The 14,308-nt window shown below is 60.3% G+C and carries 14 protein-coding genes; 10 read left to right on the top strand and 4 right to left on the bottom strand.

Going from position 1 to position 14,308, the window contains the following annotated elements; all coding sequences use genetic code 11:
- The 3 genes from AC1ROR_RS18165 to AC1ROR_RS18155 form a co-directional block, all read right to left on the bottom strand.
- Positions 1-297, bottom strand: a 297-nt coding sequence (locus AC1ROR_RS18165) for an ABC transporter permease (RefSeq protein WP_161490912.1), incomplete at its 3' end; no start/stop codon positions are given.
- A 125-nt stretch (positions 298-422) separates the two neighbouring features.
- Positions 423-1,700 (bottom strand): D-tagatose-bisphosphate aldolase, class II, non-catalytic subunit, encoded by a 1,278-nt coding sequence (locus tag AC1ROR_RS18160; RefSeq protein ID WP_498590270.1) that lies wholly within the window; start codon positions 1,698-1,700, stop codon positions 423-425.
- Complete coding sequence (locus tag AC1ROR_RS18155; protein ID WP_498590269.1) at positions 1,697-2,704, bottom strand: tagatose kinase; 1,008 nt, start codon at positions 2,702-2,704, stop codon at positions 1,697-1,699. The genes AC1ROR_RS18160 and AC1ROR_RS18155 overlap by 4 nt, the downstream gene beginning before the upstream one ends.
- Positions 2,705-3,003: 299 nt before the next feature.
- Here AC1ROR_RS18155 and AC1ROR_RS18150 point away from each other — a divergent pair, with 299 nt between their 5' ends.
- The 10 genes from AC1ROR_RS18150 (at position 3,004) to AC1ROR_RS18105 (ending at position 13,340) form a co-directional block, all read left to right on the top strand.
- Complete coding sequence (locus AC1ROR_RS18150) at positions 3,004-4,317, top strand: ABC transporter substrate-binding protein (RefSeq protein ID WP_046800382.1); 1,314 nt, start codon at positions 3,004-3,006, stop codon at positions 4,315-4,317.
- A gap of 258 nt (positions 4,318-4,575) precedes the next feature.
- Complete coding sequence (locus AC1ROR_RS18145; RefSeq protein WP_080837068.1) at positions 4,576-5,346, top strand: galactitol 2-dehydrogenase; 771 nt, start codon at positions 4,576-4,578, stop codon at positions 5,344-5,346.
- Positions 5,347-5,362: 16 nt separating this feature from the next.
- Positions 5,363-6,373 carry a D-altritol 5-dehydrogenase gene (locus AC1ROR_RS18140; protein WP_498590268.1) on the top strand — a complete coding sequence of 337 codons (1,011 nt, stop codon included), beginning with the start codon at positions 5,363-5,365 and terminating at the stop codon, positions 6,371-6,373.
- A gap of 116 nt (positions 6,374-6,489) precedes the next feature.
- The gene (locus AC1ROR_RS18135) at positions 6,490-7,503 is read left to right on the top strand and encodes a LacI family DNA-binding transcriptional regulator (protein WP_196379898.1); all 1,014 of its coding nucleotides are present in this window, start codon (positions 6,490-6,492) and stop codon (positions 7,501-7,503) included.
- A 262-nt stretch (positions 7,504-7,765) separates the two neighbouring features.
- On the top strand, positions 7,766-9,124 hold the full coding sequence (locus AC1ROR_RS18130) for an NAD(P)H-dependent oxidoreductase (protein WP_498590267.1): 1,359 nt from the start codon (positions 7,766-7,768) through the stop codon (positions 9,122-9,124).
- A gap of 17 nt (positions 9,125-9,141) precedes the next feature.
- Positions 9,142-9,444 (top strand): putative quinol monooxygenase, encoded by a 303-nt coding sequence (locus AC1ROR_RS18125; RefSeq protein ID WP_498590266.1) that lies wholly within the window; start codon positions 9,142-9,144, stop codon positions 9,442-9,444.
- A 12-nt stretch (positions 9,445-9,456) separates the two neighbouring features.
- Complete coding sequence (locus tag AC1ROR_RS18120) at positions 9,457-10,359, top strand: NAD(P)-dependent oxidoreductase (RefSeq protein WP_498590264.1); 903 nt, start codon at positions 9,457-9,459, stop codon at positions 10,357-10,359.
- Positions 10,360-10,379: 20 nt separating this feature from the next.
- Positions 10,380-11,375, top strand: coding sequence for a DctP family TRAP transporter solute-binding subunit (locus tag AC1ROR_RS18115; protein ID WP_498590263.1), 996 nt, complete (start codon positions 10,380-10,382; stop codon positions 11,373-11,375).
- A gap of 129 nt (positions 11,376-11,504) precedes the next feature.
- The gene (locus tag AC1ROR_RS18110; protein ID WP_498590262.1) at positions 11,505-12,056 is read left to right on the top strand and encodes a TRAP transporter small permease; all 552 of its coding nucleotides are present in this window, start codon (positions 11,505-11,507) and stop codon (positions 12,054-12,056) included.
- A gap of 3 nt (positions 12,057-12,059) precedes the next feature.
- Positions 12,060-13,340, top strand: a complete 1,281-nt coding sequence (locus tag AC1ROR_RS18105) for a TRAP transporter large permease (RefSeq protein WP_173990185.1) — start codon at positions 12,060-12,062, stop codon at positions 13,338-13,340.
- A 24-nt stretch (positions 13,341-13,364) separates the two neighbouring features.
- Here AC1ROR_RS18105 and AC1ROR_RS18100 read toward each other — a convergent pair whose 3' ends face one another.
- A complete protein-coding gene (locus AC1ROR_RS18100; protein ID WP_498590261.1) occupies positions 13,365-14,261 on the bottom strand; it encodes a LysR substrate-binding domain-containing protein in 897 nt (298 codons plus the stop codon).
- Between the last annotated feature and the right edge of the window lie 47 nt (positions 14,262-14,308).

The raw sequence follows: 14,308 nt of genomic DNA, 5'->3' as shown, positions 1-14,308 counted from the left end.
GAAAATGTCATTGTCGAGCAGAAGCGCAATGGCGATGCCGCCAATGACGGTGATCGCAAGCACGCCGCCGACGATCAGCAACGTGTTCCAGATCGACTGGAAGAAGGCCGGGTCGGTGTAGAAATACTGGTAATTGAACAGGCCCGCAAAGCTGACATTGGCCGGGTTGAGGAGATTGTAGTTCTGGAACGAGAACCAGAGCGTCATCGCCAGAGGCACGATCATCCACACCAGCAATAACAGCACCGATGGCGCAAGCATCACCCGCGCAAGACCGCTCGTGTTTCGGGTTGCCATTAGTCGTCCTCCCTCACGGATACAGTTATAAGTTTGAGCGGGACTTCAGATGAAAAGCCGCTCGCACTTCCCCCATTTCGCTCCGGCGGCCTCTGCCGCAGGGGCATCCGGATTTATGATTGCCGTCAGTGGCGGCCTTCGCCCGTCGCCGCGTGATAGGTCGCCAGAACCTGATCCACAGCCGCGATCAAAATCTCTTCCGCGTCCTCGCCCGCAACTGTGGCGAGCGGTAATTCGCCGAGATACTGGCGCAGCAGGGTTTCGGGAATTGTCTTCCCATCCAGCGCCTTATGCAAGGCGGAAACGGCCTGCAACGCTTCCGGCCGCGTCCAGTAATAGCGGATGCGGTCGCTGTAACTATAGTGGCGCTGCAATCGTAGCGTGATGTCGTCGCCATGGTAATGGCCCTGCCAGTCGCCCGGCGCGCTCAACATCAGTTTTTCCATGGTCTGCGCCAGCGGACGGTCGCCATAGGTGCCGACCATTTCGGATGCGATCATATCAAGCGCATAAAGCGCTTCCCGGTAAGCGAAGGTGAGGCCCGGACCGACTTTGAGGATCGGATATCCGTCACGCACCAGTGCGGCAAGGGCAGGCTCGGTCTGGTAATCGGTGGAATGGGCCTCGAACACCAGCTGCGGTTCGCCGTCCAGAACGGCGCTCAGCGCTTCCGCGGCCTGCGGATCATAAGCGACGACATTGTCGCTGCCGAATTCCACGCCCGGCTGCACGACGAAAGCGATGACCCGTTCGAAGGCTTGCGAAAGACCGTGCTGCGCGAATATCTCGCGGTGAAGATCGATGGTGTTGCGCGCCGCCTGCGGCTGCGTCGGCGCAACCGTGTCGAGCACATGGTCGGCACCGCCAGGCACCGGCACTTCGGTGCCAAGAATATAAAGCGGTTTGGGCAGGCCGGCATCGGTGGCGGCTTTTTCGGCAACCGCCGCAAGTTTGGCGGCGCGGTTGGCGATGGTGACGTCATCCAGCGCCGCCGGCTCACCGGCACAGCCCATCGATGCATCGAGGTGAATCTTGCGAAAACCTGATGCCACATAGGCTTCGACCATGGCGGCGGCTTTTGTCAGCGCCTCTCCGGCCTTCTCCCTGCGCCAGGGGTTGGGGCCGAGATGATCGCCGCCGAAAATCAGGAGCTCGCCGGGCAGTCCTTCTTCCGCAGCGATGCTGTTGACGAAGGCAACAAAATCACGGGGTGTCATGCCGGTATAACCGCCGAGATGATTGACCTGATTGCAGGTCGCCTCGATCAGCACGGCTGTCTTGCTGGCGGCGGCGCGGCGGATCGCGGCGCGCAGGACGACGGGGTGGGCCGAACAGACGGACGTGATGCCCGCGGGTTTGCCGGCGCGGCGGGCGGCGGCGAGATTTTCCAGAATGGCGGTCATAGGACTTCCTCCGACAATTGCGCGGCCATGAAGGCATCGAGTGCGGCAAGGCTGGCAGCGCCCTCCATCGGGCCGCGCTTTATGACGTTGTGGGCACCCGATGCATTGGCGTAAGCGAGCGCTTTTGCCGGGTGCATGCCGAGGCGGCGGCAGGTGAGGTAGGTTGCGCCGAAACAGTCGCCGGCACCGGTCGGGTCGATTTCCGCCACCTTCAGGCCGGGGGCGTCGATGCGCCCATGGGCGCGGCTGAAATGGCTTGCGCCCTTCGCGCCGCGTTTCAGCACGATTTCGCCGACACCGGAGGCGAGCAGCTTTTCTATCGCCGCATCCTCGTCATCCAGACCGGTAGCGGCCTGAAGTTCTTCGCCTGACGGCAGCAGGAGATCGGTGACGGCAAGCAGATCGTCGATCAGCCTGCGGCCTTCGTCACCCTGCGCCAGTTCCTTGCGGATGTTCGGATCGAAAGACACCGAACCGCCACGTGCCCTGACATGTCCGATCGCCTCCAGAATGATGTCGCCAATGCCGGCAATCGCGAAGGCCGATCCCATGACGTGCACATGGCCGGCTTTTTCGATGAGCGCCTGCGCTTCATCAGTCATCTGGGTTTCGCTGGCCGCCGAATGGGCGATGTTGAAAACGAAGTCGCGCGCGCCGTTCTCACGGTAGCGCACGAAGGCGCTGCCGGTCGGGCGATCTGGAATAGTGGCGATGGCCGAGACATCGACGCCGTCGCGGCGCAGCCTTTCGACATTGAGGCGGCCGAAATCGTCGTCACCGACTGCCGCGATGATGCCGGCAGTTCCGCCGCACCGCGCCACCTGATCGATGAAGATGGCCGGTGCGCCGCTCGGGAAAGGGCCGATCAGCGTTTGCGGCTCGAGAAAGCCGTTTCCCACCGTCGTCGCCATGATCTCCACGAGGATTTCTCCGGCCGTGATGGTCGGGCCCTGGGTCTGCGGCGCCAGTGTAGATGCCTGCCTCATCGTCTCCTCCATAAGCATGTGCCGTCCTGCCGGGCAGGTGCATTTTTGGTCTGCTGCTTTTCTGGATATCAGTTAAAGTTTACGCGCGTCAATATATTAATGGATGGAATTTCTGCTGCGATGCAGCAAGAGAAATGCGCGAAATAATAAATTATGAAGCGAATATATTGGTGTAAACAAGGATTTATACAGTTTTCGGGCGGTTTGGCTGCGCGATGATTTATTTTTGGATGTTGACAATTGGTGCGATTTTGCGAGATAAAAAATTTACGCATGTATTGTTATGCGTGGACATCCGTAAAGGAGGAGCGGGTATCATGAGCAAATTCATTGGAATTCTGTCGTCGTCTGTGGTTGGAGCCGGGCTTCTGGCCGGGCTGGCGCAGGCGGAAGAGATCAACATCGCCACCGTCAACAATGGCGACATGATCATCATGCAGAAGCTTTCCAGCGCCTGGGAGAAGGAAACAGGCAACAAGATCAACTGGATCGTGCTGGAAGAGAATGTTCTGCGCGAACGCGTCACCACCGATATCGCCACCAATGGCGGCCAGTTCGACATCATGACCATTGGCGGTTACGAAGCGCCGATCTGGGGCAAGCAGGGCTGGCTGGCGCCCGTCGATGATCTCGGCGACGATTATGACTATGCCGATCTGCTCGACCCGATCAAAAAGGGCCTGACGGTGGACGGCAAGCTTTACGCCGTGCCGTTCTACACCGAAAGCTCGTTCACGCTTTACCGCAAGGATCTGTTCGACGCCGCCGGCCTGAAGATGCCTGACAATCCGACCTACGACCAGATCAAGGATTTCGCCGCCAAGCTGACCGACAAGTCGAAACAGCAATATGGCATATGCCTGCGCGGCAAGCCGGGCTGGGGCGAAAACATGGCCTTCCTCGGCACCATGATCAACACCTATGGCGGTCGCTGGTTCGACATGGACTGGAAACCGCAGCTGACGAGCGAGCCGTGGAAAAAGGCGATTGCGGATTATGTGGCGCTGATGACCTCCTACGGCCCGCCCGGTGCGGCCGCCAACGGCTTCAACGAAAACCAGACGCTGTTTTCATCCGGCCGTTGCGCCATGTGGATCGACGCCACCTCGGCGGCGGGCCGCGTTTATGACCCCAAGCAGAGCCAGGTTGCCGACAAGACCGCGTTTACGCGTGCTCCGGTGGAGGTAACGCCAAACGGTTCGAGCTGGTCGTGGTCGTGGAACCTCGCCATTCCAAATAGCACGAAGAAGCTTGAAACCGCCAAGTCCTTCGTCAAATGGGCGACGTCGAAGTCCTATGTGAAGACGGTCGGTGAAAGCGAAGGCTGGGTGGCCGTGCCGCCGGGCACGCGCAAATCCACCTATGAGCTGCCGGAATACAAGAAGGCTGCGCCTTTCGCGGATACCGTGCTGAAGGCGATCATGTCTGCCGATCCGTCCAAGCCGACCAAGGATCCGGTGCCCTATACCGGTGTGCAGTTCGTCGCCATACCGGAATTCCAGTCGATCGGTACGGTTGTCGGCCAGCAGATTGCGGCCGCCCTTTCCGGCCAGCAGACCGTCGATGCGGCACTCGAAGGCGCACAGAAACAGGTCGAACGTGACATGACCCGCGCGGGCTACATCAAGTAGCCGCGTCCTCCCGGCGTGCCGCCCGTTCGCCTTTCGGGGGCGGGCGGCATGGGTGGTTTCACACACCCGCGACCCTCATTCCTGTGCTTGTCACAGGAATCCAGTCAGCCCAAGTCTTTGGGCTGGAAGGACTCTCTCGCCGCGTGGGAGCCGCGTCTGCTGGTTTCCTGTGACAAGCACAGGAATGAGCCGGTGAGAACAATATCTAACAACAAGCGAGCATGGCCAGATTCCCCACCATGCATCACGGAGATCGACATGAGATTGAAGAACAAGGTCGCGCTGATCACCGGCGCCGCCCGCGGCATCGGCCTTGGTTTCGCGCAGGCTTTTGCCGATGAAGGTGCGAAGGTGATTATCGCCGATATCGATATTGCCCGCGCGACAGCCTCTGCTGCCGCCATCGGCCCTGCAGCCAAGGCCGTGAAGCTGGATGTGACCGATCTTTCCGAGATCGACGCCGTGGTGAAGGCGGTGGATGAGGAATTCGGCGGCATCGACATTCTCGTCAACAATGCCGCGATCTTCGACATGGCGCCGATCAACGGCATTACCGAACAGAGTTATGAGCGGGTCTTCGACATCAATCTCAAGGGACCGCTTTTCATAATGAAGGCGGTTTCCAATGTGATGATCGAGCGGGCGCGCGGCGGCAAGATCATCAATATGGCGAGCCAGGCCGGCCGTCGCGGCGAGGCGCTCGTCACGCTTTATTGCGCTTCCAAGGCGGCGATCATTTCCGCCACGCAGTCGGCGGCGCTGGCGCTCGTCAAGCACGGCATCAATGTCAACGCCATTGCACCCGGTGTGGTGGATGGTGAGCATTGGGAAGTGGTCGATGCGGAATTTGCCAAATGGGAAGGCCTGAAGCCGGGTGAGAAGAAGGCGGCGGTGGCGAAATCCGTGCCGATCGGCCGTTTTGCGACGCCCGATGACATCAAGGGGCTTGCGGTTTTCCTCGCCTCTTCCGACAGCGATTATATTCTCGCCCAGACATATAATGTCGACGGCGGCAACTGGATGAGCTGAAAAGCCGGAGATGACCATGCATGCCATTCAATTCGTCGAGAAGGGACAGGCCGTTCTGGCGGAAGTTCCCGTTGCCGATCTGCCGCCGGGCCACGCGCTCGTGCGGGTCAAGGCTTCCGGCCTCTGCCACACCGATATCGACGTTCTCCACGCGCGTTACGGCGACGGTGCCTTTCCGGTCATTCCGGGCCATGAATATGCCGGTGAAGTCGCAGCCGTGGCCGCCGATGTGACGGGCATAAAGACCGGCGACCGGGTGGTGGTCGATCCCAATCTGCCTTGCGGCACCTGCCCGAGCTGCCGTAAGGGGCTGACCAATCTTTGCAGCACGCTGAAGGCCTATGGCGTTTCCCATAATGGCGGTTTCGCGGAATTCAGCGTCGTACACGCCGATCACCTGCATGGCATCGGTGCCATGCCCTATCATGTCGCGGCGCTGGCCGAGCCGCTCGCCTGCGTCGTCAACGGCATGCAGAGCGCGGGCATTGGCGAGAACGGAACGGTGGCTGAAAACGCCCTCGTTTTTGGCGCCGGTCCCATCGGCCTGCTGCTTGCCCTGTCGCTGAAAGCGCGCGGCATCGAGACGGTGACGATTGCCGATATCAACGAAAGCAGGCTGGCTTTTGCCGAAGGTCTCGGGCTCCAGGTGGCGGTTTCCGGCTCGGACGCGCTGCTGCGGCAACAGAAGTCTTTCGATGTCGTCGCCGATGCGACCGGTATCGCACCCGTTGCGGAAGCGATGATCCCGCTGGTTGCGGATGGCGGCACCGCGCTGTTCTTCGGCGTCTGCGCGCCGGATGCCCGCATTTCGGTTGCGCCCTTCGAAATCTTCAGGCGTCAGCTGAAGCTTGTCGGTTCGCATTCGCTGAACCGCAACATACCGCAGGCGCTTGCCATTCTGGAAACGGATGGCGATGTCATGGCGCGGTTGGTGTCGCACCGGCTGCCGCTTTCGGAAATGCTGCCGTTCTTTACGAAAAAACCATCCGATCCGGCCACCATGAAAGTGCAATTTGCAGCCGAATGATCGTTTGGTGGTTGATAACCGCAGTCGACCGGCTTTTCGTGCGAAGGCCGGTCGATATAAAGTACCACATGTAATAGTTCATGGGGGCAAGCACTTTGGCCAAATCTATCAGGACGATGGAAGAGTTTTCGGAATTCGTCGGCCTTTCGCGCCCGACTGTTTCGAAATACTTCAATGATCCGGCCTCGGTCCGCAAGAAGACCCGGGACGCCATCGAGGATGCGCTGAAGAAATCGGGCTTCAGGCCCAATATTTTCGCCGTCAATCTCAACCGCCGCCGTTCCAATATCATCGGCATCATCATCCCGAATTCCACCGATCCCTTCTATATGGCGCTGACGAGCCGCATCGAGCTCATCGCCAACGAGGCGGGCTTCCTTGCCTTCGTGCTGTCATCGGATGGCAAGGCGGAAATCGAAGACCGCGCCATCCGCACCTTCAAGTCGATGAATGTGGCCGGCGCGATCATCGCGCCTCTCGGCGTCAAATCCCACCGCGCCACGCTGGAGCAGCTCGCCGCCAGCATTCCCATCGTTTATGTCGATTCGCCGCTCGACGAGACCTCGGCCTTTGTCGGCACCGACAACCGGCAGAGTGTCGGGCTGATGGTGGATTATCTCTGCCGCTCGGGCGAGCCGCCCTGTTTCTTCGACATGCCGCAGGTCAATACCAATGCCGCCACGCGCCGCACCGCCTATGAGGAGGCCATGCGGCGCCTTGGTTTCGAGCCGCAGGTGATCAACGTTCCGGACATCGTCACCTGGGATTTCGAGCGTTTCGCTTTCGATGAAGCGGGCCGACTGCTGGAAGGGGCGGGGGCTCTGCCCTCGCGCACTATTTTGTGCGCCAACGACCGTATCGCCTTCGGCGTCATCGCCGCCGCCTTCCAGAAGGGCATCAGGGTCGGCCATGGTGCGGATTATGACCTCAGGGTCGCCGGCCATGACGATCATCCGCTGTCGCGTTATGCCTGCCCGCCGATTACCACGGTGGCGCAGAACTATAACGAGATCGGCAGGCTGTCGATCGAGCTTCTGTTGCAGAAGCTGGACGAGGAGGCGGATGACACGACGCGGATGCGCGAGCGCATTCTTCTCAGCGCCGATCTGATGTTGCGCAAATCGGCCTGATGATTTGTTAGATAAGCTAAACAAAAAATCTGATTTTCTAAATAGAACTAATATTTGAACGCTCCTACTCTGTTCTCAAGGTTGCTTTGGGAGGCGACCGCGAGAGCCGGCGCAAAGGCGTGCCGGTATCCGGGAGGAACGTCAGATCGTCATGTTATCGGTGCCGCGAGGGATAAGCCTTCGCAGCCTCGGTGTTACATGGCCTTCGCCGGGCTGACTGGACATTCTCGCCAGCAATTTCCCCAGCGAAGGATGTCAAAACATGAATCTCTATTCTCTTCTGTCAGAGCGTGCAGCCGGCGGCAAACCCGTGCGGGTCGGTCTCATCGGCGCGGGCAAGTTCGGTTCCATGGTGCTGGCGCAGGCGCAGCGCATTGCCGGTTTCCACATGGTCGCCGTGGCAGACCTCAATGTCGGCAAGGCAAGGGAATCGTTTGACCGCGTCGGCTGGCCGAAGGAGCGTTACGATGCGAAGAGCTGCGCCGAGGCGCTGAAGAGCGGCAAGACCTATGTGACCGACGATGTGAACGAGCTTTTCGCCTGCGGCGAGATCGAATGCGTGATCGAGGCCACCGGCCATCCGCTGGCCGGCGCGCGCCATGCATTGGGCGCCATCGAGCACAACAAGCATGTCGTCATGGTCAATGTCGAAGCCGACGTGATGGTCGGGCCGATCCTTGCTGAAAAGGCGCGGGCCAAGGGCCTGATATATTCCATGGCTTACGGCGACCAGCCGGCGCTGATCTGCGAGCTGGTCGATTGGGCGCGCGCCACCGGTTTCGAGGTCGTCTCCGCCGGCAAAGGCATGAATTTCGAGCCGCGTTACCGTTATTCGACGCCGGACACGGTCTGGGGTTATTTCGGCTGGACCGACGAGGAAGTGGCCAAGGGCGACTTCAATCCGAAAATGTACAATTCCTTCACCGACGGCACCAAGGCGGCCATCGAAATGGCGGCCGTCGCCAACGGCACGGGGCTGGATTGCCCGGATGACGGTCTGGCCTTCCCGCCCGCCGGCCTGCACGATCTCGCTCGCGTCTTCCGCCCCGCTGTCGATGGCGGCCGTATGTCGCGCTCCGGTCTGGTCGATATTGCCGCGAGCCAGGAGCCGGACGGACGCGAGGTGTTCAACAACATTCGTTACGGTGTTTTCGTCACCTTCAAGGCGCATAATGAATATGCCCGCGCCTGCTTCAAGCAATATGGCCTGCTGACCGATCCCTCCGGCTGGTACGCCTCCATGTGGCGTCCGTTCCACATCATCGGCCTTGAAACATCGATCAGCGTGCTGTCCGCCGTCCTGCGCAACGAAGCGACCGGTTGCTCCAAGGAGTTCCGCGGCGATGCCGTCGCCACGGCGAAGAAGGATATGCAGCCGGGCGAGATGCTGGACGGCGAGGGCGGTTACGCGGTCTGGGCAAACGCCATTCCCGCCACCCGCAGCCTTGACATCAAGGCGCTGCCGATCGGCCTTGCCCATAATGTCAAGCTAAAGCGCGCCATCAAAAAAGACCAGATCGTCAGCTTCGACGATGTGGAACTGGTGAACGACCTCGATGTGGTGAAGCTGCGCCAGGACATGGAAAACCAGTTCCGTCCGCAAAAAGACGCCGCGGCGTAATGGACGGGAGAGAGGACATGTCGAAGGGAGCTTTCGTTGTGATCGCGGAATTTCGGGTAAAGCCCGACGCGATGGACGCCTTTCTCGATGCTGCGCGCGATGACGCCACCCATTCGGTTCAGGATGAACCGGGTTGCCGGCAATTCGACGTGGTGCGGCCGGAAATCGGAAACAACGTGGTGTTTTACGAGGTCTATGACAGCCGTCAGGCTTTCGACGACCATCTGAAAACACCGCATCTCGACCGGTTTCGCGAGGCGTTTCCCGCCCTTATCGAAGAAGAACTGCCGGTGCGTTTCCTGAACCGGCAATGGCTTTGAAGGATGGAAACAATGGCTGACATTCGCCAGATCGCCGTTATCGGAACGGGTATCATGGGTGCCCCCATGGCGGCGCGTCTGGCGGAGGCCGGGTTTTCCGTCAAGGCCTGGAACCGCAGCGCTGAAAAAGCTGCGGTTCTGGCGGACAAGGGCGTGCTGGCCGCGGCAACGGCTGCCGAAGCTGCGGCCGAAGCCGATGTCGTCATCTGCATGCTGAGTTCCGGGCCGGTCTGCGACGAGGTTCTGCTCGGTGCCTCGGGTGTCGTTTCCACCATGAAGCCCGGTGCTATTCTGCTGGTGATGAGTTCCATCCCGGTCGACAGCGCACGGGAACAGGCGGAGGCGGCAAAGACTTATGGCGTCGCTTATGTCGACGCACCGGTTTCCGGCGGTGAAAAGGGGGCGATAGAGGGAACGCTCGCCATCATGGCCGGCGGTGAACAGCGGGATGTGGATGCATTGCGGCCAGTCCTCAATTGCCTTGGCCGCGTCACCCATGTCGGGCCGGTGGGTTGCGGCTCACTGGCCAAGCTTGCCAACCAGCTGATCGTCGCTTCGACAATCTGCGCCGTTGCCGAGGCTTTGACGCTGGTTGAAGCGGGGGGAGCCGACCCGGCGCAGGTGCGCCAGGCTTTGCTGGGCGGTTTTGCCGAGTCCACCGTCTTCCGCCAGCACGGCAAACGCATGGTGGAGGGCGATTTCCGCCCCGGCGGCCCTGCGAAATACCAGGTGAAGGATACGTCCACGGCACTGGCTTTCGCCGAAAGCCGTGGCCTGAAATTACCGGTCGGCGAGGAGGTTGACCGGCTGTTCCGCTCCATGGTCGAGCATGGCGCGGGCGAGCTTGATCACAGCGGTGTGATCCTTGAGATTAAGCGCATGAATGCGTTCGGAGGAACGCTCGAAACTGTCTAGAGATAACAAGGGAGGAACACATGAAAATTTCGAAACTTTACGGGCTGGCTCTCGCCGCCGCCATGCTGGTCGCATCCATCGCGCAGGCCGAAACGCTGACACTTTCGACGCCGGATGCCGACAATTCCGAAATCACGCTCGCCGCCAACAAATTTGCCGAGATCGTTTCGAAAAAGACCGACGGCAAGCTCAAGATCAAGGTGTTTCCGAACGGCACGCTTTATGGCGGCGATCCTTCGGCAGGCGTCAAGCAGCTGGCCGGCGGTTCGCTGGACATGCTGTTGAACTCGACCTCGCTTTACGCGACCTTCAATCCGAAGTTCACCGCCATCGCCATTCCCTACCAGTTCCGCGATATCGACCAGCTCAGGGTCTATCTCGACAGCGATCTCGGCAAGGAGCTTTCCACCGATCTGAGCAAGATCGGCATTCTCGGGCTCGATCTCTGGTCGCGGCCGCTGCGCCAGATCACCAATTCCAAGGCGCCGATCAAGTCGCCAGCCGATCTCAAGGGCATGAAGCTGCGCGTGCCAAACAATCCGCTCTGGGTCGAATTCTTCGGCGCCATGGGAGCGGCTCCGACGCCGATGGCCTTTGCCGAGGTCTATAATGCTCTCCAGCTGAAAGTCGTTGACGGGCAGGAAAATCCGGTCAACGTGCCTGTCAGCGCCAAGCTTTACGAAGTGCAGAAGTATCTGACGATCAGCAACCATATTGCTGACGCCTGGGTGCTGGGAATGAACCCGGCCCGCTTCGAAGGTCTCGATGAGAACTTCAAGACCGCGCTGAAGGAGGCCGCCGTGGAAACCGAAGCCTGGAAGGCGCAGAACGACGCTGCCGATATCGACAAGTCGCTCGAAACGCTGAAGAAGAACGGCATGGAGGTGAACACGCTGACCGACGACGAACGCAAGGCTTTCGTGGCGGTGGCGGCCGGTCTTTCGGCAAAGTTCTCCGCGCTGGTGAAAGATCAGGCGTTCTTCGACAAGACGCAGGCTTTCCTCAAGACGAACTGACGTTTTCGGGCATGGAAGGCCGGATCTCGGTCCGGCCTTCCCCAACGTCAGCAAGGGTTGCTTTGCCGCAGAGGCAGTGCGGCATTCGTTTTACCGGATATCCGGTTTCAGCAGTGGAAGGGTATTGTCATGAACGATACGAAACCTTCGGTGCTCGGCACCATCGTTAAACTCATCGCCGATGTGGCCGCAGGGGCGGCCTGTGCCGGCATTCTCATCGTCGTGCTTCTTCAGGTCATCGGCCGCCTCATCGGCAGTCCGCTTCCCTGGACCGAGGAGGCGACGCGTTTCCTCTTCATCTGGATGGTGTTTCTCGGCCTCGCCGCGGGCTTCCGCACCGTTGAAAGCGCCCGTGTCGTGGTGTTTCTGGTGCTGTTTCACCGCTTCTTCCGGCGGCTGGCGGTGCCGATCTATGTCGGTTCCTCGGTGTTCTTTTTCGGCATGATGGGCTGGACGGGTCTGACCCTGGTGCGCCAGCAGATCATGATGAACGAGACCGCCGCCACGCTGCCGATCCCCATGTGGACCATCGGCATTGTGTTGCCGGTTTCCGCCATCATCGCCGTGCTGGCCATCATCGAATCGCTGCGCAGCCGCCGGGAGCTCATCGCGCTTCCCGAGCTTGGCCTGCCGGCGGACGAGATCGCCCATGCCGATATCTCCATTTCAGCAGGACATTGAGCCATGTCGGTCTTTCTTCTCATCGCCTTTTTCGGTCTCAGCATGCTTGGCGTGCCGCTTGCCATCGCTCTGGCGCTCGCCAGCGTCGGCACGCTGTGGCTCTTCACCTCCATGCCCATGGACCTGCTGTCGCAGACGATGTTCTCGTCGATGAATTCCTTCCTTCTTGTCGCCGTACCGCTGTTCATTCTCGTCGGCACGGTCATGGAGCGGGGGCGGGTGGCTGAGCGCATCTTTGATTTCGCCGAGGCCATGGTCGGCTGGCTTCCCGGCGGGCTTGGCCACGTCAATGTCATCTCGTCGGTGATCTTTTCCGGTGTCTCCGGCTCCTCCGTCGCCGATATCGCCTCGGTCGGCGCCATCGAGATCAAGGCCATGGAGCGGCATGGATTTCCAAAGGGTTATGCCGTCGGCATGACGCTCTGCACCTCCACGCTCTCCTCGATCATTCCGCCGTCGATCCTGATCGTGATTGCCGGTTCCATCGCCAACGTGTCGATCGGCACGCTGCTGATCGCGGGTCTGGTGCCCGGCCTCTTCATCGCCTTCGCCTTCCTCGTCTTCAATCACTTCTATTCGGTGCATTACGGTTACAATCCGCCGACACCGTTCAATTTCCGCCTGGTGGTCGTCACGGGTCTGCGCGCCATCCTGCCGATGCTGACGCCGCTGATCCTCATCATCGGCATTGCCAGCGGCCTGTTCACGCCAACGGAAGCCGCAGCCATCGCGGTGGTTTACGTAGCGGTGCTCGGCGTCATCGTTTACCGCACGCTGCCGGTACGCGAACTGCCGGAAATATTGATCTCGACCGCGCGTATTTCCGGCACCATCCTGTTCATCGCCGCCACCTCGCAGCTCGCCGCCTGGGTCTTCACCTTCGATGGTCTGCCCGAACAGGTGGCCGAGCTTTTGAAGGCCATGAACCTCGGCCCGATGACCGGCATGCTCGTCATCTTCGTGTTCCTGCTCATCATCGGCATCTTCATGGAAGCGATCCCGGCGATGTTCATCCTCATTCCGGTGCTGATGCCGCCGGTGGAGGCGCTGGGCATCGATCCGATCCATTTCCTGATCGTGACTGTCATGACGCTGACACTCGGGCTGGTGACGCCGCCGGTGGGGGTCTGCCTGTTTGCCGCAGCACAGGTGGCGAATATGAAGATCGAGGATGTCATTCGCGGTTCGCTGGCGCCGATGACGGTGCTGACACTCGCCATCTTCGCGCTGGTGCTTTTCCCGGTGCTGACGCTCGGGCCAATCAGGCTGATGGGGCTTTATTGACGCGAAAACGGATTGCCTGAAACATCAGACAACGCGACGGGCACGCCACTCGTCGCGTTGTTTTCGCATCCACTCCAGAAACAGCGTCACCTTTCTCTGCCGCAGATGGGAATGCGGGCAAACGATCCATTGGGTAACGAGCTTGATACGCGGCGCATCGATGACCGGGCAGATAAGCGCGCCGGTCACCAGTTCCCGTTCCATCATCAGCGTGCTTTCCAGCGCGACGCCCAGACCGCCGGCTGCGGCATCGATGGCCATATGGCTGCGGTCGAACAGCACACGCCGCCATCTTTTGTCTGAATGCACGCCGGCCATCGGAAACCAGTGCGTCCACTGCGCCTGCGCCTTCACCGAATGAATGAGCCGCAATTCCAGCAGATCGGCGGCCTGAAGGCTCCCGGCGGCGGCGTAAGCCGGGGATGACACCGGCAGGAATTCCTCCTCCACCAGCCCTTCCACGAAGAGGCCCGGCCAGCGGCCATCGCCATGGCGCAGCTCTATATCGACAAGTTCCTGCGAAAAATCGGTCGGCTCGTTTGTGCCATCCAGGCGCACTTCCAGTTCCGGGTGTTCCTCCAGAAAGGAGCCGAGACGCGGCAGCAGCCATTTGTTGGAGATGGTCGGCGTCGCCCGGATTGTCAGCGTGGTGACCGAGCGGAAGCCGCGAATACTGTCGGTGGCGTCTGCTATCTGCTCGATCTGGGCGGTGATCATCGAGAAATAGCGCTCGCCCGCTTCCGTTAATGTCACCTTGCGGCCGGTTCGCGCCATCAGGGTCGTGCCGAGCTGGCCTTCCAGCAGCTGGATCTGCTGGGAAACGGCCGATGGTGTGACGCTCAGTTCCTCCGCCGCCCGGGAAATGCTGCCCGCCCTTGCCGCGGCGTGGAAAACGAGGATCGATTTTATCGGGATCTGCATGGGTAGGGCTTTGCTCAACGGAATACGGCGGTCACCTGAGTATCACA

This window comes from Agrobacterium sp. GW821-FHT14E08 (genome assembly GCF_058803865.1).
Note: the sequence above shows the minus strand (reverse complement) of the source record. Positions and strands in the feature narration are given on the sequence as shown.